At 37.4% G+C, this 23,799-nt stretch carries 19 protein-coding genes and 1 riboswitch; of the genes, 10 read left to right on the top strand and 9 right to left on the bottom strand.

Going from position 1 to position 23,799, the window contains the following annotated elements; translation table 11 throughout:
- Nucleotides 1-20 precede the first annotated feature (20 nt).
- A complete protein-coding gene (locus HZR84_12775) occupies nt 21-1,286 on the top strand; it encodes an asparagine synthetase B (GenBank protein QNL22776.1) in 1,266 nt (421 codons plus the stop codon).
- On the opposite strand, the gene HZR84_12770 is transcribed toward HZR84_12775, so the two are convergent.
- From HZR84_12770 to HZR84_12760, 3 genes are all read right to left on the bottom strand, one after another.
- Complete coding sequence (locus tag HZR84_12770; protein QNL22775.1) at nt 1,283-2,350, bottom strand: hypothetical protein; 1,068 nt, start codon at nt 2,348-2,350, stop codon at nt 1,283-1,285. The genes HZR84_12775 and HZR84_12770 overlap by 4 nt on opposite strands.
- Entirely contained in the window at nt 2,334-4,199 is a 1,866-nt protein-coding gene (locus HZR84_12765; protein QNL22774.1) for a TonB-dependent receptor, read from the bottom strand. The genes HZR84_12770 and HZR84_12765 overlap by 17 nt, the downstream gene beginning before the upstream one ends.
- 129 nt (nt 4,200-4,328) lie before the next feature.
- Nucleotides 4,329-4,529, bottom strand: a riboswitch (cobalamin riboswitch).
- Between the two features lie 155 nt (nt 4,530-4,684).
- Nucleotides 4,685-7,087, bottom strand: a complete 2,403-nt coding sequence (locus HZR84_12760; protein ID QNL22773.1) for an endonuclease MutS2 — start codon at nt 7,085-7,087, stop codon at nt 4,685-4,687.
- 64 nt (nt 7,088-7,151) lie between these two features.
- On the opposite strand from HZR84_12760, the gene HZR84_12755 reads away from it, so the two are divergent.
- A complete protein-coding gene (locus HZR84_12755; GenBank protein ID QNL22772.1) occupies nt 7,152-8,213 on the top strand; it encodes an MBL fold metallo-hydrolase in 1,062 nt (353 codons plus the stop codon).
- Nucleotides 8,214-8,244: 31 nt separating this feature from the next.
- Here HZR84_12755 and HZR84_12750 read toward each other — a convergent pair whose 3' ends face one another.
- Nucleotides 8,245-9,357, bottom strand: coding sequence for a hypothetical protein (locus tag HZR84_12750; protein ID QNL22771.1), 1,113 nt, complete (start codon nt 9,355-9,357; stop codon nt 8,245-8,247).
- Nucleotides 9,358-9,399: 42 nt separating this feature from the next.
- Here HZR84_12750 and HZR84_12745 point away from each other — a divergent pair, with 42 nt between their 5' ends.
- Both HZR84_12745 and HZR84_12740 read left to right on the top strand, forming a co-directional pair.
- Nucleotides 9,400-11,328 carry an alpha/beta fold hydrolase gene (locus tag HZR84_12745; GenBank protein ID QNL22770.1) on the top strand — a complete coding sequence of 643 codons (1,929 nt, stop codon included), beginning with the start codon at nt 9,400-9,402 and terminating at the stop codon, nt 11,326-11,328.
- On the top strand, nt 11,329-11,718 hold the full coding sequence (locus HZR84_12740; protein ID QNL22769.1) for a VOC family protein: 390 nt from the start codon (nt 11,329-11,331) through the stop codon (nt 11,716-11,718).
- Here the strand turns inward: HZR84_12740 and HZR84_12735 are convergent, their stop codons facing one another.
- A complete protein-coding gene (locus HZR84_12735; GenBank protein QNL23262.1) occupies nt 11,719-13,746 on the bottom strand; it encodes a thioredoxin domain-containing protein in 2,028 nt (675 codons plus the stop codon).
- Between the two features lie 144 nt (nt 13,747-13,890).
- Here HZR84_12735 and HZR84_12730 point away from each other — a divergent pair, with 144 nt between their 5' ends.
- Genes HZR84_12730 through HZR84_12715 form a run of 4 tightly spaced genes read left to right on the top strand, consistent with a single transcriptional unit; the run spans nt 13,891 to nt 18,221 of the window.
- Nucleotides 13,891-14,772 carry a pirin family protein gene (locus HZR84_12730; GenBank protein QNL22768.1) on the top strand — a complete coding sequence of 294 codons (882 nt, stop codon included), beginning with the start codon at nt 13,891-13,893 and terminating at the stop codon, nt 14,770-14,772.
- Nucleotides 14,765-15,349: a Crp/Fnr family transcriptional regulator gene (locus HZR84_12725; GenBank protein QNL22767.1), complete on the top strand. Its 585-nt coding sequence runs from the start codon at nt 14,765-14,767 to the stop codon at nt 15,347-15,349. Before HZR84_12730 ends, HZR84_12725 begins: the two co-directional genes overlap by 8 nt.
- A gap of 54 nt (nt 15,350-15,403) precedes the next feature.
- Entirely contained in the window at nt 15,404-15,958 is a 555-nt protein-coding gene (locus HZR84_12720) for a DinB family protein (protein QNL22766.1), read from the top strand.
- A gap of 40 nt (nt 15,959-15,998) precedes the next feature.
- Nucleotides 15,999-18,221: a tetratricopeptide repeat protein gene (locus HZR84_12715; protein ID QNL22765.1), complete on the top strand. Its 2,223-nt coding sequence runs from the start codon at nt 15,999-16,001 to the stop codon at nt 18,219-18,221.
- A gap of 24 nt (nt 18,222-18,245) precedes the next feature.
- Here HZR84_12715 and HZR84_12710 read toward each other — a convergent pair whose 3' ends face one another.
- From HZR84_12710 to HZR84_12700, 3 genes are read right to left on the bottom strand one after another with little or no spacing between them, the layout of a single operon-like run.
- Nucleotides 18,246-20,468 (bottom strand): carboxypeptidase-like regulatory domain-containing protein, encoded by a 2,223-nt coding sequence (locus HZR84_12710; protein ID QNL22764.1) that lies wholly within the window; start codon nt 20,466-20,468, stop codon nt 18,246-18,248.
- A gap of 1 nt (nt 20,469) precedes the next feature.
- The gene (locus HZR84_12705; GenBank protein QNL22763.1) at nt 20,470-20,817 is read right to left on the bottom strand and encodes a cation transporter; all 348 of its coding nucleotides are present in this window, start codon (nt 20,815-20,817) and stop codon (nt 20,470-20,472) included.
- 52 nt (nt 20,818-20,869) lie between these two features.
- Entirely contained in the window at nt 20,870-21,247 is a 378-nt protein-coding gene (locus tag HZR84_12700; GenBank protein ID QNL22762.1) for a hypothetical protein, read from the bottom strand.
- 188 nt (nt 21,248-21,435) lie between these two features.
- On the opposite strand from HZR84_12700, the gene HZR84_12695 reads away from it, so the two are divergent.
- Both HZR84_12695 and HZR84_12690 read left to right on the top strand, forming a co-directional pair.
- Nucleotides 21,436-21,906 carry a hypothetical protein gene (locus HZR84_12695; GenBank protein QNL22761.1) on the top strand — a complete coding sequence of 157 codons (471 nt, stop codon included), beginning with the start codon at nt 21,436-21,438 and terminating at the stop codon, nt 21,904-21,906.
- Nucleotides 21,903-23,108 carry an aspartyl protease family protein gene (locus tag HZR84_12690; GenBank protein ID QNL22760.1) on the top strand — a complete coding sequence of 402 codons (1,206 nt, stop codon included), beginning with the start codon at nt 21,903-21,905 and terminating at the stop codon, nt 23,106-23,108. The genes HZR84_12695 and HZR84_12690 overlap by 4 nt, the downstream gene beginning before the upstream one ends.
- On the opposite strand, the gene HZR84_12685 is transcribed toward HZR84_12690, so the two are convergent.
- On the bottom strand, nt 23,109-23,798 hold the full coding sequence (locus HZR84_12685) for an SDR family oxidoreductase (protein ID QNL22759.1): 690 nt from the start codon (nt 23,796-23,798) through the stop codon (nt 23,109-23,111).
- Nucleotide 23,799 lies beyond the last annotated feature (1 nt).

The following is a 23,799-nucleotide window of genomic DNA, read 5'->3' as shown; positions in this document are numbered from 1 at the left end:
ATATCACAATTTAAATAGTCATGATAAAGAAGCTTAGCTTTTTAATCCTTTTTTCCCTTTCCATTGTAATCAGTGCTTTTAGCTCGAAGATTTTAATCCCAATGGACGAAGCCCAGTCCAATCATTTGAAAGCCTATGGAATCTCCTATTGGGTTCTCGCACAGGAGCAAGAGGTGGAGTGGCTATTAAATTACCGCGGTGGAAGTTTTTTATTTCAAAATGCTCAGCTTTTTCAAAATGAACTAATCATTCGAGGCGTGAGCTATGAGGTTATTTCAGATGCCGAAGCCAATCAAATCGTAGAACTCATCGCCAGTCCAAATAAAAATATGGATGTGATGAAACTTGAGGTTGCACCTAAAATTGCAGTTTATTCTCCTAAAACGGCCCAACCATGGGATGATGCGGTAACTCTGGTTTTGACTTATGCTGAAATTCCCTACGATGTAGTTTTTGATGATGAAGTGATGAAAGGGGATTTGAGCAAATACGACTGGCTGCATTTACACCATGAAGACTTTACCGGACAATACGGTAAATTTTACAGCATTCACAGAAATAAAAAATGGTATCAGGATCAGGTTCAGGAATTTGAGGAGACGGCTGCAAAACATGGCTTCACAAAGGTTTCACAATTAAAATTAGAGATTGTAAAAAGAATAAAAGCCTATACGCTGGGTGGTGGTTTCTTGTTCGCAATGTGTTCCGCTACCGATACCTATGATATCGCGCTTTCTGCCGATGGTGTGGATATTTGTGAACACATGTTTGATGGTGACCCTGCTGATCCAAGGGCCAATTCCAAGCTCAATTATGAGCCTACACTTGCATTTAAGGATTTTCAATTGCGAATGAATCCCATGGAATACGAATATTCCAACATCGATAATGAGTCCAGAGAAAGAGGTCTCAATGAAAACAACGACTTTTTCTCTCTTTTTGAATTCTCAGCAAAATGGGATCCGATCCCAACCATGTTGACTCAAAATCATGAAAGTACCGTCAAAGGATTTATGGGGCAAACCACAGCTTACAAGAAAAGACTGATCAAGCCCGATGTTATAATAATGGGTGAGACAAAAAGTATTGATGAGGCCAGATATATACATGGAACTATAGGCAAAGGCTTCTGGACTTTTTACGGAGGTCATGACCCCGAAGATTATCAGCATTTTGTGGGAGAAGAACCAACAGATCTAACCCTGCATCCAAACTCACCGGGATACAGATTAATTCTGAATAATATATTATTCCCGGCTGCAAAGAAGAAAAAGCAAAAGACCTAATATTTAAATAAAAACCCGTTAGGTCCAATACCCACAGAATAACTTTCTACAATTTTTCCCGGATTATTTCCATTAGTTTTTACAACTCTACCACTTCTGGTAAAATCAAGATGGTCTGCAATCCATAGATCTCCGGAATTGTCAATTCCTATGCCGTAAATCGAACCCAGTTCAGATGAAAAATCAGCAAGTTTATTTTCAGATATGCTAAATCGATTGGAAGGATCAAATGTAAAAACACTTGTTCCCCCATAAAACAAAAAACCACCTTTAGAAGAAATTGAATTGAATTCTAATTGATCACCAGGCTTAATTCCAAGCTGAACGGAATCTAATTTTTGATAACCTTCAATCCCTATTTTGTAAATATATCCATTTGATCCACCAAAGGTATCCTGGCATAACACAAATAATTCATCAGCTTGAAGACTGTTTATTCCATTAGGAGCATAACCAACTTGAATTGTTTCTTTTATTTCATTTTTACCAAATTCAAATACCTGAATTGTATTACTGAAATTATTGCTTACCCAAAATTCCTGACCATCATTTGTAAATATTTTTTCAGTCCCGGGGTCTGTTGAAATTTTATAATTAAATGAAAGGTCACTTTCACTAAATACCGAAACAAAGGAGTTTACAAAATCTGATCCCCAGTTAGTAACAAAAATTTTACCCCTGGTAATATTGATGTAACGTGGATTTTCAAGATTGCTTTCGATTACATCGACTTGTTGAAATGTCTTAGAATTTATAACAAGAATTCTATTTTCAACATTAGAAACGATATAGATTAACCCATTTGAATAATAAACAGACTGAACAACATCACCTGTTGTAATCCCATTATTGGCCTCAGCAATTAAATCATTGCTAATTACAAGTTTTCCCTCTTCTATAAGACTTAATGAAGCATTTCCCTGGCCAAAATTTCCCTCATTGACAACAAGTATTTGTTGAGAATTAGAAACTTGAGTTGGCCTTACATTATCATCATCATTTGAATTGCATGCGTTCAAAAAGAAAAGAAAATAAATTAAAATCGATCTAGTTAAAATTCTCATTAAGATTAAGTTTATAGCGTATGGATATTAGATAATTCCTTCCCGGCATTGCGCGGTTTATAAATGTTTGATAAGTCTGATCAAGGGCATTGTTGATTTGAAATGCCAGATTTATATGATGCTTCTTGAATTTGAAATCTCTGGAAATGGATAGATTCAATAGATCATAGGGATCAAGAACACCGACCGATACATTTCTCTCCGAAACAAACTGGTATGAGCTTTTGAAAGAATATTTTTTCAAGGCTAGTCCTGCAAATACCGCCAGACTGTGATATGGTGTATACAATCTCTGTCCTGAACGCTCTTCATCCCTGGCTTTTGTATAATTATAGGCGATACACGAATTCAATGTAAAGCTTCCTACCTGTATTTTTTCCAGGGATAGTCTGCTATTAATCCCTTCTGTCTGCACCTTATTGATATTTTCAGGACTGTAGATATCTGTATACAAAAGTTTTATTATTCCGGGTCCTGACCATACACTGTCTTTTAAAATCCATTGAACGGCATTTGAAATATCCATATGGAAATAAGAAAGCTCCATTTTTAACAGACCTTTTCCTGTCTCCATACCAAATTCGTATTGTGTACTGCTTTCAGGTAATATATCCGGATTTCCTCCCGGCACCCAATAGCGCTCATTCAGTGTGGGTAGTCTGAAATTTTCGGAATAAGATGCCTTAAGTCTCAACAGCTTTTCATCTCTGTTTACCAATACATAATCCACAGACGCATTCGGTGTAAAGGGGACCTTATAACCTTCAATAAGAGTATATCGGAGATTTATTTTCGCGGTTAATTTTCCAAAAGTCACCGTATTGAATGAATAAAATGACAATCTGGATTCATCGGTCTTTTCGGGGAAATTGGCATAATCAGGAAGGAAATATTCATAATTAATCCCAATACCTGAATTCAAAAAGTTTGTTAATTTTTTGTTCAAACTACTTCTGAGACCGTATCTCTGAATACCCGAATAAGCACCATTAAATTCGATATCGTCTGAAGTGTAGAATAAGTCAGTCTGCAGAAGCCCAGTCCTGCTGTCGTATAAATGGGAGAATTTGTATCTGTGAAAATGATCCCTCTGGCTGTCTTCCGAATTTCGGTTGCTCATCGTGGGCTGTACTTCAGTATATCCGTCATGGATCCAGGAGTGAAATCGGATCTGATGCTTATTATTTAATCTTTGTGCAAAATTGGCCTGAATGCCATTTTGTAAAAAGGCCGAATTGTTTTGTCTTACCGTCGGTCTTCTAAAATCACTCGTGTTGACATATTCAAAATTATTGTCTGACTGAACCCGGTAAATATTTACTCTTAAGGAATTTCTGGAGTCTGATTTTTTAAAGCCTGCCTGAGATGAGATGGTGTTAAAACTTCCATAGGATGCTGAAAGGCATAATTCATTCTTCTCCTTAAAACTCAAATCATCATTTAAAAGGATTGAAGCTGCAATCGCTGAAGAACCGAAAGGCACCGAACCTCCGCCGTAAGCCAGTTGAAGGTTTTGTCCTTGAACCAGCGGAATATTGAAACCATTGCTTTGACCAAGTCCGGCATGATTAATATTGATTCCATTCCAAACCAGAGCGGTATGTTCGGGATTGGTTCCTCTGATTCTCGGGGCAATAATTCCACTGCTTCCGTAATTCAGTGAATTAAGTCCGAATTGTGTTTGAAGTGCATTATAGGAATTGGGAACTGAAGGATTTATGGAAAAGTTTTCCTTGAAATCATAAACCAGTAAGGAGGTATTCTGATCCGACCATTGCGGTGATTCAATGATAACCTCTTTAAGCGTGTCCGACCACTGAGCTCGTGATATCGACGGAATCAAGCACACACATACATACATTAAAATCCCAGCTCTCAATTTTTATTCATTAGATAATAAAAATCTCAAAGCCTTTGGATTGGAAGAATAAATGAAAAAACAACAAGTGTTTATCACCTATGCCTTTCACCCGAAAGCATTGATATTGTGTATTATGGCAGGTCTCCTGGCTCACCCGTTTTTACCGCCTTCCCGTCTAGCGACAGTGGCTGTAGTGTAAAAACATGTTACTTTCCAAAATGGAAAGGGGGCTTACAGTTGCGGGGACAGCTCCGGGATTACACCGGATTCCCTATTAAGTTTCGTTTTTAGAGAAACACCTATAATACCACAACAAAGGTCTGGGAAATTGTTGGATTGGCAAAATGATAGACTCCGGTTTCAAGTAATCGAATGACGAAAACATAATTTTTTCAACTTAGAATTCGTCATTCCAAGGCTTGCTTGCCCTGAAGTCAAAAAGTGTATTTTATGGGTCCTTGGAATCTGAATTTCTATTTCAATGAAACAAGCGTAATCCCATCTCCTCCCCTTTCTACATGTTCACTTTCAAAGTTTTTAACTTGTGAGTATGCTTTAAGTTGCTCGCGAATCACTTTTCTCAAAATGCCATCGCCTTTGCCATGTAGGATTGACAATTCTTTTATTCCTGCCATTATTGCCCTATCGATAAACCTTTCCAGTTCGTCGATGGCATCGTTCGCCCGCTTTCCGCGAACATCTAAATTGGGTGAAAAGGATACAGGATCGATTTTGGTAAAAGAAGAATATCCGGCTGATTCATTTTTTGATTTCACAGGACCGGAGAGTTTTTTAAGCTTTTTCAGTTTTACATAGGAACGTATATTCCCAATTGCGATCTCTGCTTCCTTGCCCTTAATATTAATGACTTCTCCTTTAGCTCCTGAGTCAATAAGCTCCACTTCGTCGCCAATCCCTATTGGTCCACTTGGTACATCCACCTTTTCTTTCTTCTCCTTTTCAGGCACCTTTTTGAAATTGGAAAGCGATTCCTCGGTATTATCGAGATACTTATTAAGGTTTTCTCTTAACTCTTTAGTCTTACTTTTATCCGCCTGAATTTCGCGTATTTCCCTGATTGTTTTTTCAATACGCTTGTTTGCACCTTTTACAATCCCAGCTGCTTCTTTTTTTGCCTGCTCAATCAATTCTTTTCTCTCCGATTGTAGTTTTTCTTTCATGGCGCGATATTGAGAGGCCACTTTATCAAGGTTTGCATCTTTCTTACTCATATTTCTATTGAGTTCTTCAAGCTCCTTTTTTTCCGCCTCCAATTCATTTAGCATTCTATCGTATTCGATCTGACTATAACCAATATTGCCTTTTGCTTTATCCAAAATATGTTGAGGTAGACCTATTTTTTCAGCTACTTCAAATGCAAATGAGCTTCCGGGCTTGCCCATTTCAAGTTTGTACAAGGGCTCCATATTTTCAAGGTCAAATAGCATAGCGCCATTGATCAGTCCTTCCGTTTTATCTGCAAAGGCTTTAAGATTTGAATAATGGGTGTTAATCAATCCTTTGCACTTTTTATTATTCAATTCCTCGAGTATCACCTCTGCAATTGCACCGCCAAACTGGGGATCGGTACCGGTTCCAAACTCGTCGAGAAGAATGAGTGATTTACCTCCCGCATATTTCAGCATTTCCCGCATATTGGTCAAGTGTGAACTGTATGTACTCAGATCATTTTCAATGGACTGCTCATCGCCGATATCGATAAAAATATCATTGAAAATGACCATCTCGGATTTTTCAGAAAGCGATACAGGAAGACCGCATTGATACATATAAACAAGAATTCCCAAACTTGTTAAGGCCACTGATTTCCCGCCTGCATTGGGGCCTGAAATAAGTAAAATCCTGTTTTTCTCGTTGATTTCCAGATCAAGTGGAATTACTTCCTTATTTAGCTCTTTGTGATGTACAAATAGCAAGGGATGCCTGGCATCGATCAATTTGAGTTGGCCTGATTTAGATAATTGAGGGAATTTGGCGTTTATCCTCACAGCCAGCTTTGCTCTTGAACGAATTATGTCGAGGTCTGCCAGAAAATGCATTGAAACTTCGATTTCATTGATATGCGTTCTGATGTCTTTAGTAACTTCAGTTAAAATCCTAATTATTTCACGGCGTTCCTCGGTAATTAAATCCTGCAATTCGTTATTCATCTCAAAAACCTCCGAAGGTTCCACAAAGGCAGTCTGTCCGGTAGATGAATGTGCGTGTACATAACCACGAATCGCTCTTTTATTTTCAACTGCCATAGGAATAACAAGGCGGCCATTTCTAATAGTAATTTCAGTCTGTTCAGCCAGATAGCCTTTCTCTTTGGCGCTTTGATAGGTATCGTTCATCGAACGTCTGACACGGCTTTCGATAACCCGAATATCCGAGCGTATTTCTCTGAGTTTTTCGGAAGCATCATCCCTAATTTCTCCTTTGGAATCTATAACCTCAATTATCAGCGAAATGATGATATCTCTAGATTCAAGAGAGGGTGAAGCTACGTTCAGGCTTGAATAAATACCACTCTCATCATCCTCAAAAAATTCCAACCATTGGTCGCTGAGTTGAAGAAGTTGTCGAATTTGAAGTAGTTCTTCGGGTTCAAGAAAGGAATTTGCCACTTTTGCCTTTTGAAGATGCGGGCGTATATCTTCGAAATATATTTTGGGATAAAGTGCATCTTCATCAATCAGATGTTTGAAAATTTCATTTTGTTGTTGCCATATTTTAATCCGATCCGGATTATTGGAAAAAGAAATATCTTTAACTTTTTCTTTTCCCATATTTGTCAAACAGTCTTCTTCAAGCCATTTTCTTATTTCTGGAAAATTGAGTTTAGACTCAAATTGTATTTCGGGATAGAGCATATATTGCAAAACTAAAAACTGAATAATTGTTTTTGAGTTTTATTTACATTACCATGTTTTTTTTATGCAACCTAAAACAGTATTCAGAATTTTGATAATTTTTCTAACAGCAATTGCAATTTTCATTTCTGCGGTCTTTCTGATTGGCTATGTTGTATCAGCTCCTGTGTACAAGGGAGAAGCATTGGCGCATTTTGATGGTAAACAGTTCAAAAATTCAAGCGGTATTGAAGCCAAAGGTTTTGGCGATGTGTTCAAATTTTTGCTCAACAGACAAAGAGAGCCATGGGCAAAGAACATGGACCTAGCCATCGGACCCGCTCCGGAATCTAACCCCGACCCTGATAAAATTAAAATCACTTTTGTAAACCATTCTACATTTTTAATTCAATATAAGGGCCTCAATATCCTAACAGACCCTGTTTGGAGTCAAAGAACAAGTCCTTTTCAGTTTGCAGGGCCTGAAAGAATGCGCCCGCCTGGAATAAAATTTGAAGACCTTCCGAAAATCGATCTCATTATAATCTCGCACAATCATTATGATCATCTCGATGCCAATACCATGAAAAAATTGGCTGTAAAATTCAATCCTAAAGTGATTTCTCCATTGGGTGTTTCGGCTTTTATCAAAAAACTGGGTTTTGATAATACAATTGATCTGGATTGGTGGGAAATGTCAGTTTTTCAGGATTTGAAAATTACCGCGGTGCCCGCGCAGCATTTCTCAGGCAGAGGCATGTTCGATAGAAATGCTACCCTATGGGCTGGTTATGTTATACATAGCGCAGACAAAAAAATCTATTTTGCAGGCGATTCAGGCTATGATAAAAATATATTCATAGAGATAGGAAGACATTTTGATTCGATGGATGTTTCAATGATTCCTATTGGAGCTTATAAACCGCGTTGGTTTATGTCCGCCATCCATGTAGATCCAAAAGAAGCCTTGCTTATTCATAAGGATGTAAATAGTAAAAAAAGTATCGCCATGCATTTTGGTACCTTCCCGCTCGCTGATGATGGGCAGAATGATCCAATAAAAGAGCTTAATGAAGAATTATCAGAATCAAATATTGAAAAGGAGAATTTTATCATCCCAAAGGAGGGAGAAGGAAAGTATTATTAAGCAATAGAGTTGATTTTTTGTCAAAAATCTATTATTTGAAATAGTTTTTTATTACTTGCTCTGATTTTTTTCTCTGAGGGGTAAAAGTAGAAGTTTGAGGCCCTCCAAAACGATGGTAGGGGCTTTTCCAGTTCCAGATAAATACACCTTCACACCAATCTTCTTTCCATACCGTTTCAAAAAAAACCTTGAAACACTGCGCTTGCATATCTTCAGATGCTGATTGATTTTTTCCCTTCCTTCCCCAATGTTCATCCCAAAGCCATGGTTCCACACCCGCATTGACAGAGCTTCTATAACCCAGTTCAGTTATAAGTACCGGTTTGTTAAATTTCTCACTAAGCTTTTTAATGTTTTCACAGTATTTCAGCCATTGTGCTTCCATGTAGGTATAATTGGATGAATCCAGACTTGAAATTGGAAAATAAGCCTGAATTCCTATGTAATCCAATTCATTCCAAAATGTGATCTTTTCGTATTCATCATACCAATTAGCCGCATAGCACAATTTCCCCGAGTAAACATTTCGAACATTCTTTATTATGCTTTTCCAGAATTCGGGTTTGGCCAAAACAAGTTGCTTTAGTTCCGTACCAATGCAGAGCATAGCAATACTCTCCTCTTGACAAATTTCTGCATAATTCAAGATTGCTTTTTCATATGACCTTGCCCAACCATGCCAATTATTGCTGTCAGGTTCAATAGCTTCTCTCCATTCTCCATTTTTAACACCCACCGGCCATATATGAGGTTTTAGAATTAGATCAAGTCCATTTTTCCGACAAATCCGAGCCATTTGGATAATCCCCTCTTCGCGCTCTGTCCATTCATAGCTATTCTTTCCCGGAGATATGACCGTATCGGTATTCAATCCTCTTTGATAAAGAAATGGAACAAGAACAATTGAATTAATATTTAAATCTTTTAACCGTTCCAATTCCAGCGAATCAATTTCTTCTCTGGCAAAAAGGTGGATGGATTTGAATCTATTCCTATTTGAAAGATTATCGCGGGAGTATTCACCCGGATATTGCTGACAAGCACTTAAAATAAGCAGTACAAATAAATTGATAATAAATAAGCCTCTATCTGATATGCAAGGTGATATAATTATGGACTTATATGAGTATTTTGTTAATTTCAAAACTCTTTACAATTAGAACAGAACCCAATCTTCAATTTTATAATGAAAAATTTATCAATCATTTTATCCTTCTTTTTTCTAATTGGCTGTGCTAAAAAAGAAGAAAAACAGATCGAAATCCCCAAAGTAGAAAGCTACACAATTGAACAGTTTTTTGATAATCTCAGTGTTGGCGGAGGATATTTTTCTCCGGACGAAAGTAAATTGTTGATTCATCACAATAAAACCGGCATTTACAATATTTACGAAATGTCTGTGGGGAGCGGAGAAGAAAGTCCGATCACGGAATCCGATAGCAGCTCAATTTTCGCCATTTCCTATTTCCCAAATGATGAGCGCATTCTCTTTTCGATGGACAATAATGGCGATGAAATTAGCCATATTTATATGCGCGACCTGGATGGCACAATTACAGATCTGACACCTGCTGAAGGAGCAAAAGCAAGTTTTGCCGGTTGGGCCTACGACTTAAAAAGTTTTTTCTATCTGACCAATGAAAGGGACCCCAAATATTTCGATCTCTATGATCTTCAATTGAGTGATTTGAGCAGTAAAAAGATTTACGAGAATAAAGACGGAATGAGTTTTTCAGGTATTTCTGATAATAAAAAATTCATAACACTTCAAAAAAGCAATACCACAAGCGATAATGACCTCTATTTATACGATCTCAGCAAAAAAGAATTAACCCATATCTCTGAACATGAGGGTTCTGCCACCTACTCCGCTGCTGAATTTAGCAGAGACAATCAAAAGCTTTATTATTTAACCGATGAAGGCGCAGAGTTTACCTATTTAATGGCTTACGATATAAATACCGGTGAAAAAACCAAAATTATGGATTCAGATTGGGATATCTCATATGCCTATTTTTCATATTCTGGCAAATACAGAGTTGTAGGAAAAAATGAAGATGCCAAAACTACGATTACAATTACAAATATGGAGAGCGGGGAAAAAGTAGAACTCCCGGATTTTGGCAACATTGATATCAAGGGTGTAAACATTAGCCGAAGTGAAAAAGCGATGCGAATGACAGTTGGAAGTTCGAAATCGCCAAATGACCTGTATTACTACAATTTTGAATCAGGAGAATTTACAAGATTGACCAATTCGCTCAATCCTGAAATCGAAGAAAATAATCTGGTAGAAGCGGAAGTGGTTCGATACGAATCTTTTGACGGCACACAGATTCCTGCTATCTATTATAAACCAATTCAGGCTACTTCAGACAATAAAGTGCCGGCCCTTGTTTGGGTTCATGGCGGGCCCGGAGGACAAAGTCGAACAGGTTTTTCTTCACTTATTCAATACCTTGTCAATCACGGCTATGCCATCATTGCAGTCAATAACAGAGGTAGCAGTGGCTATGGAAAGACTTTTTATCAAATGGATGACCAAAATCACGGTGAAGGCGATTTGATGGATTGTATTAAAGCCAAAGATTTTCTGGCCCAACAGAACTACATCGACACAAGTAAAATTGGGATAATTGGCGGCTCCTATGGCGGTTATATGGTTATGGCAGCATTGACTTTAGAACCTGAGGCTTTTGATGTAGGTGTCAATATTTTTGGCGTTACAAATTGGTTAAGAACACTCAAGTCCATTCCACCATATTGGGAAAGTTTCAGGGAAGCCCTGTATGCTGAAATGGGTAATCCTTTTACAGAAGATTCAATTCGGTTAAGAAAAATTTCACCTCTCTTTAATGCGGAAAATATTGTTAAACCGCTAATGGTATTGCAGGGTGCTAATGACCCGAGAGTATTGCAGGTGGAGTCAGATGAAATAGTGCAAGCCGCGAGAGCCAATGAAGTTCCTGTTGAGTATGTTCTTTTTGAAGATGAAGGTCATGGCTTTCTGAAAAAAGAAAATCAAATCGAAGCCTATGGGAAAATTCTTGAGTTTCTGGATCAATACTTGTCTAAAAAAGAAGATTACAATAAAAACAACATAAAAAACAGTTAGATGAAAAGGGTAACAGGACTCGGCGGGATATTTTTTAAATCTGAGGATCCCGATAAATCAAAAGAATGGTATAAAAAACACCTGGGATTAAATACGAATCAATACGGCGCTACTTTTCACTGGCGTCATGCTGATGAACCCGATAAAAAGGGGCGGACAGAATGGGGGCCTTTTGATAAAAATACCGAATACATGAATCCCTCAAAAAAAGATTTTATGATCAATTACAGGGTAGATAATTTGGAAAAACTTCTTGAGGCACTCAAAAAAGAAGGCGTACAAATCGTAGGTGAAATGGAAACCTATGAATACGGCAAATTTGGCTGGATCATGGATCCGGACGGTGTTAAAATAGAGCTTTGGGAACCTCTGGATGAATCGGTACTTTAATTATTCATCAAGACGGATAGCTCTTATCTGATGTAAAGCCTTCTCCACTTCGGTTACCGGCAGATCACATACTTTGTTTTTACAAACAAATAGTGTTGTTTGCCCCGCTATATATTTGTTTTTGAGTAAAGGAAGTTCACTTTCTTTTGCCGAGCCCATTTTAATGGTCAAAGGCAAATAATTAAGATCAATTTTCTGTCTGTATTCACTGTATTTTTTTCCCGAAATGGCCAATTCAATGACCGGATAATTAAATCTGATTAGAAGTGCAGACCATTTTGAATAATACAATCCGTATTTCTCAAGGTCATCCCTGACAAAAGATAACATCTCTTCGGCTTTTTCCATGTAGAACTCTTCATCGTACATTTTTGCCAAATTGAAAAGGTTATGAGCCATTACAGAATTCGAAGCCGGGATGACATTGTCTGTCACTTCCTTTTTTCTTGCAATTAAAGCCTGATCTTCAGAAGAAGTATAAAAGAGCATCGCATTGCCGGAGTCAGAGAAATTCTTTATTGCATAATCCGTTAGAAGCTTTGATTTTTCCAACCACTTTACTTCAAAAGTTACCTGGTATAAAGAAAAGTAGGCAGAAGAAAGCAAGGCGTAATCATCGAGAAAAGCATTGATAACTGACTTTCCATCTTTATGGTTTCTCAATAATTTTCCATTTGCACTGAGCATATGCTTATCCAGAAATTCGGCATTTCTAATTGCTGCATTTAAAAAATTTTGATCAGAAAATGCTTTGTAGGCGTCTATATAGCCCTCTATCATTAAAGCATTCCAGGATGTGAGCGCTTTATCGTCCAATCCGGGACGGGTTCTCTTATCTCTTACCTCTAAAAGTTTGGATTTGGCATTTTCCCATTTACTTAGCAATTCTTCGCGACTCAGATTTTCGTCTTTAGCCAGTTCTTCCCAGGATTTTTCCCGAATCAATACATTATTTCCATGCTCCCAGTTTCCCGCATCAGTGATGTTAAAAACTTTATTAAAAATAGTTTTATCCGCAGCCAATACTTCTTCAAATTCATCTTTACTCCATACATAGAATTTACCTTCCTCCCCTTCGCTATCGGCATCAATGGCAGAATAAAATTGTCCGGCCTCACCAGTCATTTCCCGTTCAATAAATTCCAGACTTTCGTATACCACTTCTTTATATAAAGGTTTTTTAAACACCTGATAGGCTTGGCTGTATAATGAAACCAATTGGGCATTATCGTAAAGCATTTTTTCAAAATGGGGCACTTTCCAGTATCTGTCGGTGCTGTAACGGGCAAAACCACCGCCAACGGCATCGTAAATTCCTCCCATAGCCATTTTATCCAGGCTCAGTTCCAAAATTTGACGTACTTCCAGGTCACCTTCTAGGTATTGATATTGCAATAAAAAATCCAAACCTACCGGCATTGGAAATTTTGGTGCTTTATCCTGACCACCCCATTTATTATCCATTTTTGGCATCCAGGCTGCCACAATTTTTCTCAATTCCTCCTTTTCATAATCCCCGCTTTGTGAAGGATCGAGATTAGATTCAACCATGCGAATACCTTCTGTCAGTTTCTGCGCTTGCTCCAATGCTTTCGCGGGCTCCTGAGTGTAAAATTTCTGTACATTTTGCAAGAGTTGCATCCATTGTGTTTTTGGGAAATAAGTGCCAGCGAAAATGGGTCTGCCATCGGGCAGGGCAATTGCATTCAGTGGCCAACCTCCACTGCCTGATATCAATTGAGCCGCTTCCATATAAATCTGATCAATGTCAGGACGTTCTTCCCTATCCACCTTAATGGATACAAAATGTTCATTCATCAGCTGAGCAACTGCAGAATCTTCAAATGATTCATGCTCCATTACATGACACCAATGGCAGGAAGAATAGCCAATCGATATAATTAATAATTTATTTTCGCTTTTGGCTTTTTTCAACGCCTCTTCTCCCCAGGGATACCAATCCACAGGATTATGGGCATGTTGTAAGAGATATGGACTGGATTCATTGATAAGTTTATTGGTATGCATTTTTTCCTGACTTTGAGCGCATGAAAACAAAATGGTCAGCAAGATAAATATCCTGAGAGTGATTTTTGATATCTTTAAAAGGTCCATTTTGTTTTTGAAATAAATCATTTTGTCTTTGCAAAGGTTTAAATAAAAAAAAGAATTATGGCAGAGTTTAAGCTAATTCACAAAATCCTTCCGGCACACCCTGTAGATATGGGCGGCTTTCCCGTACTGCAGCCTATTCCTACACAAAATGTAGAGCAAATAGATCCTTTTCTTCTTTTGCATCATGCCAGAGTAAAAGTGCCACAAAATAGAAGAGCCAATGATGTAGGTATTGGCCCCCATCCACATCGGGGCTTTAGCCCGGTTACTTTTATTTTTGAAGGCGATGTTCACCATAGAGATTCACTTGGAAATAGCAGCATTATTAAGGAAGGTGGTACCCAATGGGTCGACGCGGGTCAGGGAATAATTCATAGCGAAAGACCGTCCAAAGCTCTGATTGAAAAAGGTGGGTACCAGGAAATAATTCAACTCTGGATCAATGTAAGGGCCGATAAAAAAATGAATCCTGCCAATTATCAGGCGCTGGACGAAGCTTCAACACCATTGACAGATTCAAGTGCCGAGGGAAAATCGGTAAGAGTAGTTTCAGGAGAATTCGAGGGCATAAAAGGCCCTGTTCAGAGCAATTCGGAAATTATTGCTTTACGTTTAAACTTTAAAAAAGATAAAGAATACCTATTTAGAATTCCCGATGGTTATAACTCATTTATTTACCTATTGGATGGAGCTGTAGAATTCAATAAGAAATTTCCTGTTGAGGGAAAAAATCTTGTTTGGTTTAAAAATGATGGAGATACCATTCATCTAAAGACCGAATCGGATTTTCGCGGCATTTTGCTGGCAGGCAAACCTTTGAACGAACCATTGGAAACTTATGGACCATTTGTAATGAATACTCAAAGCCAAATCATGCAGGCCATGCGAGATTATCAAATGGGTAAAATGGGAGTTTTAATAGAAGAATTTGATGAATGATGCCAGGGAAAAACTTGCCAACTTAATTAAAAAGTCTGTTGAGCTAAATGAAATAGAACTAGCTCATTTTCTGAATAAATGGCAGCCTTTTTCAATGCAATCGGGTGAATTTTTGGTAAAAGCCGGTGCCATAGACCCCTATTTCTATTTTGTGATACAGGGTGTGCAAAAATTATATTTTATTGACAAGAAAGGCGAAGAACATATTTTGGGTTTTTCTTTTGAAGGAAGTTTCTCCGGTGATTTTCAATCTTTTCTGTATCTGGAAAAGTCTGAATTCTATGTTGAAAGCATTAGTCCTTCAAGTTTTTTAAGAATCAATTATGAGGACTGGCAAAGTAGTTTTGAACAAATTCCAATGCTATTTCAATGGTATTCTGAGTTTTTAAAAGACATTCTCTTTGGCCGGATTAAAAGAGAAATAGAAATGCAAAGCTGCACTGCCGAAGAGCGCTTTAAAGCCTTTATGAAACGAGCTCCAAAACCATTATTGCAAATTCCTCAAAAATACCTCGCTTCCTATTTGGGCATGAGCCCTGAAACATTTAGCCGGATGCGAGCCAAACGTATTTCTTGATTTGGATCAAGAGAGATATTGAATGTGATTTGTTGATTTGTAAAAATTATAAAAATGGAAATCCAATTGTATTTCTCCGAATTAGAAAAAAACTGGGAAGAGGTAAATAGCATTTTAAAAAAATGGCAGCAATTGGATGCTCATCTGCTCAAGAAAAAGCCCTCTGCTGAAAAGTGGAGCGCATTGGAATGCATTGATCATTTAAATCAAACCTACCAGGTCTATATTCCCAATTTGAATAAGGCATTAAATGATGTACCTAAAAACCCTCAAAAAAAATATAAAGCAGGACTATTTGGAGATATAATGGTCAGCTCAGTCGGTTTAAAATCAAACGGAAAAGCAAAAATGCCGATGAAAACGTTTGACTTTTTCGAACCCGGTAAATTGGATAATCTCAATAAAGAAGAGGTGTTTGATCGTTTTTTTGAATTCCATGAAAAGTTAAGGGGCTTTATTCAAAATTCTAAAGACCTGGATATCAACAAAATAAAAGTACAAAGTGCTTTATCCTGGCTAAAATTGAGATTGGGGGTTTGTTTTTTATTTCTGTTAAACCATGAATTAAGACATATCGCTCAAGCTAAAAGGGCAATGAATAATTCTTAAATAGGAATGCTTTTTATAAATTGAATCCATAAGCCTGTATATGAGATTCAATGCAATTCTGTCAACGCTTCTTTTATTTCCTTTGCTGCCTTTATTTGGACAAGAGAATATCAGTGAATTAGAATCCAATCCCAACATCGATTCATTGCTTAAAATTTTGGATGTAACACAAGAAGACAGCAATACGGTAAATCATTTGCATGACCTGGCCTATGAATACAAATTCATTGGAGAAATAGAAGAATCTCAAATTTACGCCGATAAAACGCTTGCCTTATCTCAAAATATAAACTGGCACAAAGGCCGTGGGAAAGCATACAATATTATGGGTACCATTGGCCTGGCAAAGTCGCAATACGATTCCTCTATTGCATTTTTTGAGCGGGCCCTTGAAATTGCCGACTCCTTTGATCTGGAATCGTTAAAGGGTACAGTTTTGGTAAATCAAAGTAATGTTTACTCAGAGCGTTCGGATTATTCAAAAGCGTTGGAATTGTTGCACGAAGGCTTAAAAGTATTGGAAAAATTGAATGATGATCAACGCATCGGTGGCGCCCTGACCAATATTGGAATCATTTATTATTATCAGCAGGAATTTGATACTGCCTTACATTATTATGAGCGTGCCATACATATTTTTAAAAAGCTCAATGATATTAAGAGTTTATCCTACGGCTATACCAATATTGGTGGGATTTACGCCAACCAGGGAAAATTTACCAAATCCCTGTATTTTTTTAAGAAATCGGCCGAATACAAATTACAATACAAAGACTATAACGGGCTTAGCATTATCTACCAAAACATTGCCGAAATCTTAAATCATCTTTATAGCTTTCCCCTTGATTCTCTTAATACATTTCACGATTTATATCAATATGCCAATATTGATGATGTAAAAAACAGTCTTCAGGATTCAGCCAAATACTACCTGAAAAAAGGCATAAAAATAGCCAGACAAATAAACAGTCCCTACAATATTATGCAATCCTATAGCACTCTTGGAGCTATCTATTTTACTAATCAGGAATACCGCAAAGCGATTAATGCTTTTTTGCAGGCACTTAAGATGTCTCAGGAAATCGGCGCGAAGCAAAATCAATTGTACCATTACAATCATTTGTATGACACATACAAATCCATTAAGAAATACGACAGCGCTTTGGTCTATCACGAATTATATACCAATCTGAAAGACAGTATTTTTTCACAGGAAAAACAACAGGAAATAGGCCGCCAGGAAGCAAAATACGAATATGAAAAAAAGCAGGCTTTGCAAGATGCTGAATATCAAAAACAATTGGCCCTAGATCAGGAGGAATTAAAAAGACAAAGGATGGGACAATTGTTTCTCAGCGCCATCATTTTTATAGTAATAGTCGTATCATTTTTTATTTATCGTGCCTTGAGGCTTTCAAGAAAACAGAGGCGGGAAATTGAAGATCAGAAAATGATCATTGAAAAGAAGAACCTTGAAATACTTTCATCCATTCGATATGCCAGCAGAATTCAAAATGCATTATTAAAAGAAGAAGAAACCGTAGCGCCCGTACTTCCGGAACATTTCGTCTTTTTCAGGCCAAGGGATATAGTTTCCGGTGATTTTTACTGGAGCGTGAAGCAGGATAACTGGTGGTATCTGGCTGTGGCAGATTGTACAGGCCATGGTGTGCCAGGAGCATTTTTAACGATGTTAGGGACTGCTTATCTAAATGAGATCATAAGTACGGAGGTTCACATTACCCCTGATTTGATATTAAATCAATTGAGGGAAAAAATTGTCAATCAATTAAGTCAGTCAGAAGATATCGAAGACAGCAAAGATGGAATGGATATTTCGCTCATCGCTCTCAATCTAAATACTTTGGAAGCAGAATGGGCCGGCGCCAACAATCCTATTTACATCATTCGGGAAAAGCGATCAGAGGCGATTGAAATAATGGAAAGCGAACAATTTGTACTGGCCGAAATAAAAGGCGATAAACAACCGATTGGATTTTCAAGTCATCAAAAGCCATTTACCAAACATCATATCAAATTTAAAAAAGGTGAGTTATTCTATTTAATGTCCGATGGCTTTGCCGATCAGTTTGGAGGACCAAAAAATAAAAAATACCGTTATAAACCACTTAAACAATTGGTTTTGAATCTGGTGGAATCCGACATTCACGAACAGAAAAATGTATTAAGCAAAGAATTTGATGATTGGAAAGGCAATCAAGATCAACTGGATGATGTTTGTGTACTGGGTGTCAGAGTTTAGTTAATCCCGAAGGCCTAATTCAAGTTATAACCATTTCAATCTAGCGCCCAAATATACCATTCGCCCAAATACAGGTGCCCAAACTAAGGAAGCATCAAAATATTCTCCATAAGGGTCATCAGCAGAAATAATCGGGTTCGACTGACGGAAATTTAAAATATTTTCAGATCCTAAATAAATGTCGAAACGTTCGTTAAAGGTTTTGGTAATTTGAGCATTCATTAAGTAAAAATCTGGTGAATTCGCTCTTAGCCTGAATGATTCAGGATTACTTTGGGTTGAAGGCAAACGCTTGCTTCCATTCCAGTTGAGGGTCCAATCAAAACTCCAGTAATTCCTTGTTTTGTATTCAAGATTGATAAATGCCCTGTGTTGAGAAATCAAGGGTTTTTGAAGAATGTCAAAATGATATTGCGTTTTTACATCGTACCAGCGATAGGCCAGGCGCATGTCCAGCCGGTTGATCAATTCGTAATCCAATTGGGCCTGAATACTGTTCGAATAAGAACGCCCATTCAAATTATAAAATAATACCTGCTGTGGACTTCGATCGTAATCTACTACAATTTGATTCTCAAAATCTGTACGATACAAATCAAGAATCAATGCGCCTTCTCTGTAATCCAGTTCAAATTTTTGAATCAGATTTATTCCATAGTTCCAGGATACTTCTGCATCAAGGCCATAGGGACTTGATTCATTTTGAGAAAATACTCTGATATCGCGAGCCGAAGCAAAAATTTGTTGGTTTTCTGCAAAAATACTAGCCGTGCGTAATGATCTTCCAGCGGATAGTTTAATAGTGGTTTTTTCAAAAATGCCATACCGTAAATGCAGTCTTGGCGTTAAAAAAGTACCGTATGAATTATGGTGATCCGCTCGAAGTCCAACTACCAACGTAAAACGATCATTTGGCAAAAAAGTATACTCTGTAAAAAGACCCGGCACATATTCATCTCTCAAAAAATCTATTGAATCGACTTGTTCATTAAAATTATCCTGCTGATAACTCAGTCCCATTTTTACCACATGAGCGGTATTGGAAATAATTGATTGATAAATCCAATTGAAATAAAGACTTCTCTGTCGGGCATCGTAGGTTCTCATTCCATAATTAGAATTTTGTTCGTGGAAGGTTCCATTCAATTGAATACCGGTACTCCTCCATGGTTTTCCTTGCCATATTTTTCCAGTTTTTGCCCATACATCCATTCTTTGTGTCATATGATTCAGTCGCCATACTCCGTGGTTTTCATTGATCTTTCCGGATAATTGTCCACCTTCATTATCAACGAATAATGCTCTGACACCTACCTGGCTAAAATATCCCTTACCCCAATCAAACTTCCAGCGGTTTAAAGCAATCAGTTTATTTGAAAGGGGCATGTCGCGAAAGCCATCGGAATTATTATCATTTTCGATTGATAGATTTCGCAATTGAATCATGGATGCCGTACTTACCCTCTTGCTAATATCAGACCTGACATCTCCATTGAATTCCATGGCCGAGCCTGCATTGCCATAAACATTCATCATGGCCTTTTTGCCAGATTCAGCTTTTTTGAGTTCAATGTTGATTTGTCCCACAACACTTTCAAAACCATTTACAACAGATCCACTTCCCTTGCTTATCTGCATACTTTGAATCCAGGTGCCGGGGTAAAACTGCAATCCATTGACAGCACCGATTCCCCTGAGATCGGGAATCATTTCTCTGGTAATAAGAATATTGGGACCGGAAAGTCCGAGCATTTGAATTTGACGTGTACCGGTAATTGCATCGGAAAATGAAACATCAATGCTCGGATTGGTTTCAAAACTTTCACTCAGGTTACAACATGCCGCTTTCTGTAATTCCCTTTCACTGACCAAGCTGACATTCAATGGGTCAAGCGTGTTAACCTCCAATCCTCCTACTCTGTGTTCAATTTCAACTTCCTCGAGTAAGCCTGAAAGCATTTTATGATTATGAATAAAATCTTTACCTTTTGTATCGATTGTATCTGTTTCATAACCAACAAAACTTGTAATAAGATAGCGCACCGAATCAGGTTTTTCAATTTCAAACAAGCCCTCAGGATCTGTAGTCGTTTGAATTTTTGAATTCAGCCAAAAAACATTGGCTCCTGCAAGCGGTCCTTTGCCTCCCTCTGCATAATCACCGCCAACTTTACCCTTGAGTATTTCCTGCGTGTATCCTGACTGTGAAAGAATCACAAGTAGAAATAATAAGAAAAAGATTCGCATATCAGTGAACTTTTACTCCATCCTTATAGGAACAGCAAGCAGGAATTTTTTTATAAGCTTCATCATTGGCTTTTAATTCTGAAGTGTCGTGTCCGGCAGCAGCTACAGCCTTATGGATATCCATTAATTCCACTTTATCCTTACGGTAGATGATATGCAAGGTCTGGGAATTTTTGTCCCAATTAACTTTTTTAACTCCATTTAAAAGAGCCGCATTTTCAATCCTGGCTTTGCACATTTCACATACTCCGCTGACATTAAATGCTGTTTCAATTATTTTTTTATCCTGCGAATAGGAATTAATTGTAATAAAAAGACCTAAAATGAAAAATAATATTGATTTATACATGATGATATAATTTAAATTTAAATACTTGATTTTCAGATATTTAAATTTTATATCATGCGTATAATACCAGGGATTGAATAAAAATTCTCGAATTGGATTTTTTGGGAGGAGGTCCTGTATATTGAGGTATCTCCAAAGCATTATTCTTAGAAAATAAAACATCACTTAAGATGAAAACAAGCTTTTCAAATTTCCAATCAGGATCAATACTTTGAAAATGGTTTTGAATTTGGTCATGCTCAATGGAAAGACTAACATGAACGTCTTTACAGCAGCCCTCCATCATTTCGCTTTCTCCACAGCAACATTCATGGCTTTCGTGACCGAATGAAACATCTTTCAATAGTCCCATGCAGTAATGCTGATTTATTCCAAAACCAAGGTTAAAGAATAAGTATATTGATGCTATGGTTGATATAACTGCTCTCAAAGCGATTTTATAAGTACTGTTTTAATTATGTGTTAAAACGTGGATAAATTTAATATTGTTCCATCGCAATTCCAATTTGAGAGTTTTACTCATTGTATTTGAAAACCTTGTCTTATGAACGGATTATTTAAAAAGCTTTTATATTTCTATTTTGATAGGTTTAATTTCAGTTTGAAAATTTTATATACATGAAGTTGGATTATCTATTTTTCGCATTTCTAATATTTGTATCGGCACCAATGTGTGCCCAGGAGCAGTTGGAAAACAACAATCCGGAATACGATTCTGTACTTGCAAAAGAATTAGGCGCTGATGATTACGGAATGAAAAAATATGTCATGGCTTTTTTGAGAAAAGGACCTAACAGAAGTGAAGACAAAGAAGAAAGGGCCAAATTGCAAAGAGCTCATCTCGATAATATCACACAGCTTGCAGAAGCAGGAAAATTGGTTCTAGCCGGTCCGTTTTTTGGCGATGGTGAAATTCGAGGGATTTATATATTTGATGTTCAATCCATTCAGGAGGCAAAAGAACTCACGTCTACCGATCCGGCCATTAAAGCTGGGTCATTGATTATGGACCTGAGGGAATGGTACGGTTCTGCGGCTCTTCTTAAATTAAAAGATATTTATCCAAAAATTTCAAAGAAGAAGATTTGAAAAGAATACTTTTAAAAAAATTTCATTTTGTTCATTTTACTATTCTATTATTTTTACTGAGCTCTTGCAGTCTTGAGTATTATTTAAAAAAAGGAAAGGTACAGTCTCGCAATTTCTCAAAGTCGATTAATTTCGAATACCCCAATCATCTGATAATTGTAAATGCGACCATTGCCGGGAAGGAGAGACGTTTGCTTTTTGATTCCGGTGCCCCGAACATCATATCGCAGGATTTGCAAGAAGAATTGCAACAGAAGGTTAAACTCAGAAATGGCACAATGGATAGTCGCGGTGTCCGGCATATTCTCGACTTCGTTTATATCGATGAAATTGAAATTGCAGGAATTACTGTAAGCAAATCAATTGCAGCAGTATCAGATCTGAATGCTTCAGAAGAAATAAAATGTCTAAATATTGATGGGATTATTGGAAGCAATTTAATGGCAAAACTCAACTGGGAAATTGACTATCAAAAACGAATAATAAATTTCAGCGATTCTAAAACTTTTGAAGATCAACATGATGCAGATATAAAATTGGATTTTAATCCGGACTTCCAGAAAATACCAAAAATTAAACTCGGGCTTGGCACTGAAATTAAAAACAATATCACTTTTGATCTTGGAAGTAATGGCGGAGTTCATTTAAAACCGGAAGATTTGTTGAATACATTTAAACAGGTAAAATCTTATGGATGGGAAAATTCCGCTCTTTTTGGTTCCACTTTTGACACCGCGTATTTTCGTTATACAAATCCGCTTCTCATAGGTAATTCAAGTCTTGGCCCTTATTGGATAAAATGTTCGGAATACTCCGATAGAACCATTGGCAATCGGGTCTGGGACAACTTCAAAGTTCAGATAAATTACAAGGACAAAGTCATTTATTTACATAAACAAAAAGATATACAGCCTTCCAAAGAAGAATTTGGATTTAAACTAAAATACAGAAATGGCCAATGGATTATTGCAACCGTTATCATTGAAAGTCAGGCTTATGATTATGGGTTGCGGCCAGGTGACAAGGTTCTGGAGCTAAATGAGTTCAATCTTTCAGATGCCGGGTTTGAAGATTATTGTGAACAATTTTTATCAGAATCACTCATCCCCAGTGGGAATGACTTAAGAATAAAAGTTTTATCAGGTGTTGATGAAGAGGTTCTGGAACTGGAATTGATTAGAGAAGAATTTTTTACTTTCTGATTACCAGTCTATAACTTTTCTGTCTCTTAAAAATTTGCCATTCGGGATATTTTCTTCTGATGCCAGCCAGGCAATGGTATCTGCACCCTGAATTACATCTCTGGGAGCTGAGCTTCCACCCATCTCGGTTTTTACCCAACCCGGACAAACAGAATTTACCTTTACACCATAAGGTTCCAGCTCATTAGCCAGCAACATGGTTTGTACGTTCAAGCCTGCCTTTGACAATCTATATCCGGCATAGCCTGTGCCCATATCCGAAATAGCACCCATTCCGCTTGAAACATTAATTATCCGGCCTTTACTTTTTTTAAGAAGGGGGATAAACATTCGTGACATTTTTATTGGTCCGTAAAAATTGATTTCCATTATTTTTCGAATCTCATCAAGGTCAACATCAACAAGTCCTTTATTACCCACACCAATTCCTGCATTATTTACAAGCACGTCCAAAGCTCCAAATTCCATTTCCATCCAGGCAGCGATAAAACCTATCTGATCCTCGTCTTGTACATCCAAAGGTTGAAAAGTCACATCAAGATTTTCCGCTTTTAGGATTTCTGCTGCTTTTTTACCATCCGCAACTTTTCTGGCTCCAATAATCACTTTGAAACCCATTTGCCCCAATTGCCGACATACTTCAAATCCGATGCCTCTATTCCCTCCCGTTACTAAAGCTATTTTTGACATT

It is taken from the genome of Hyphobacterium sp. CCMP332, from assembly GCA_014323545.1.
Classification (GTDB): Bacteria; Bacteroidota; Bacteroidia; order Cytophagales; family CCMP332; genus CCMP332.
The sequence above is the reverse complement of the archived record's forward strand: the minus strand, read 5'-3'. Positions and strand labels throughout refer to the sequence as shown.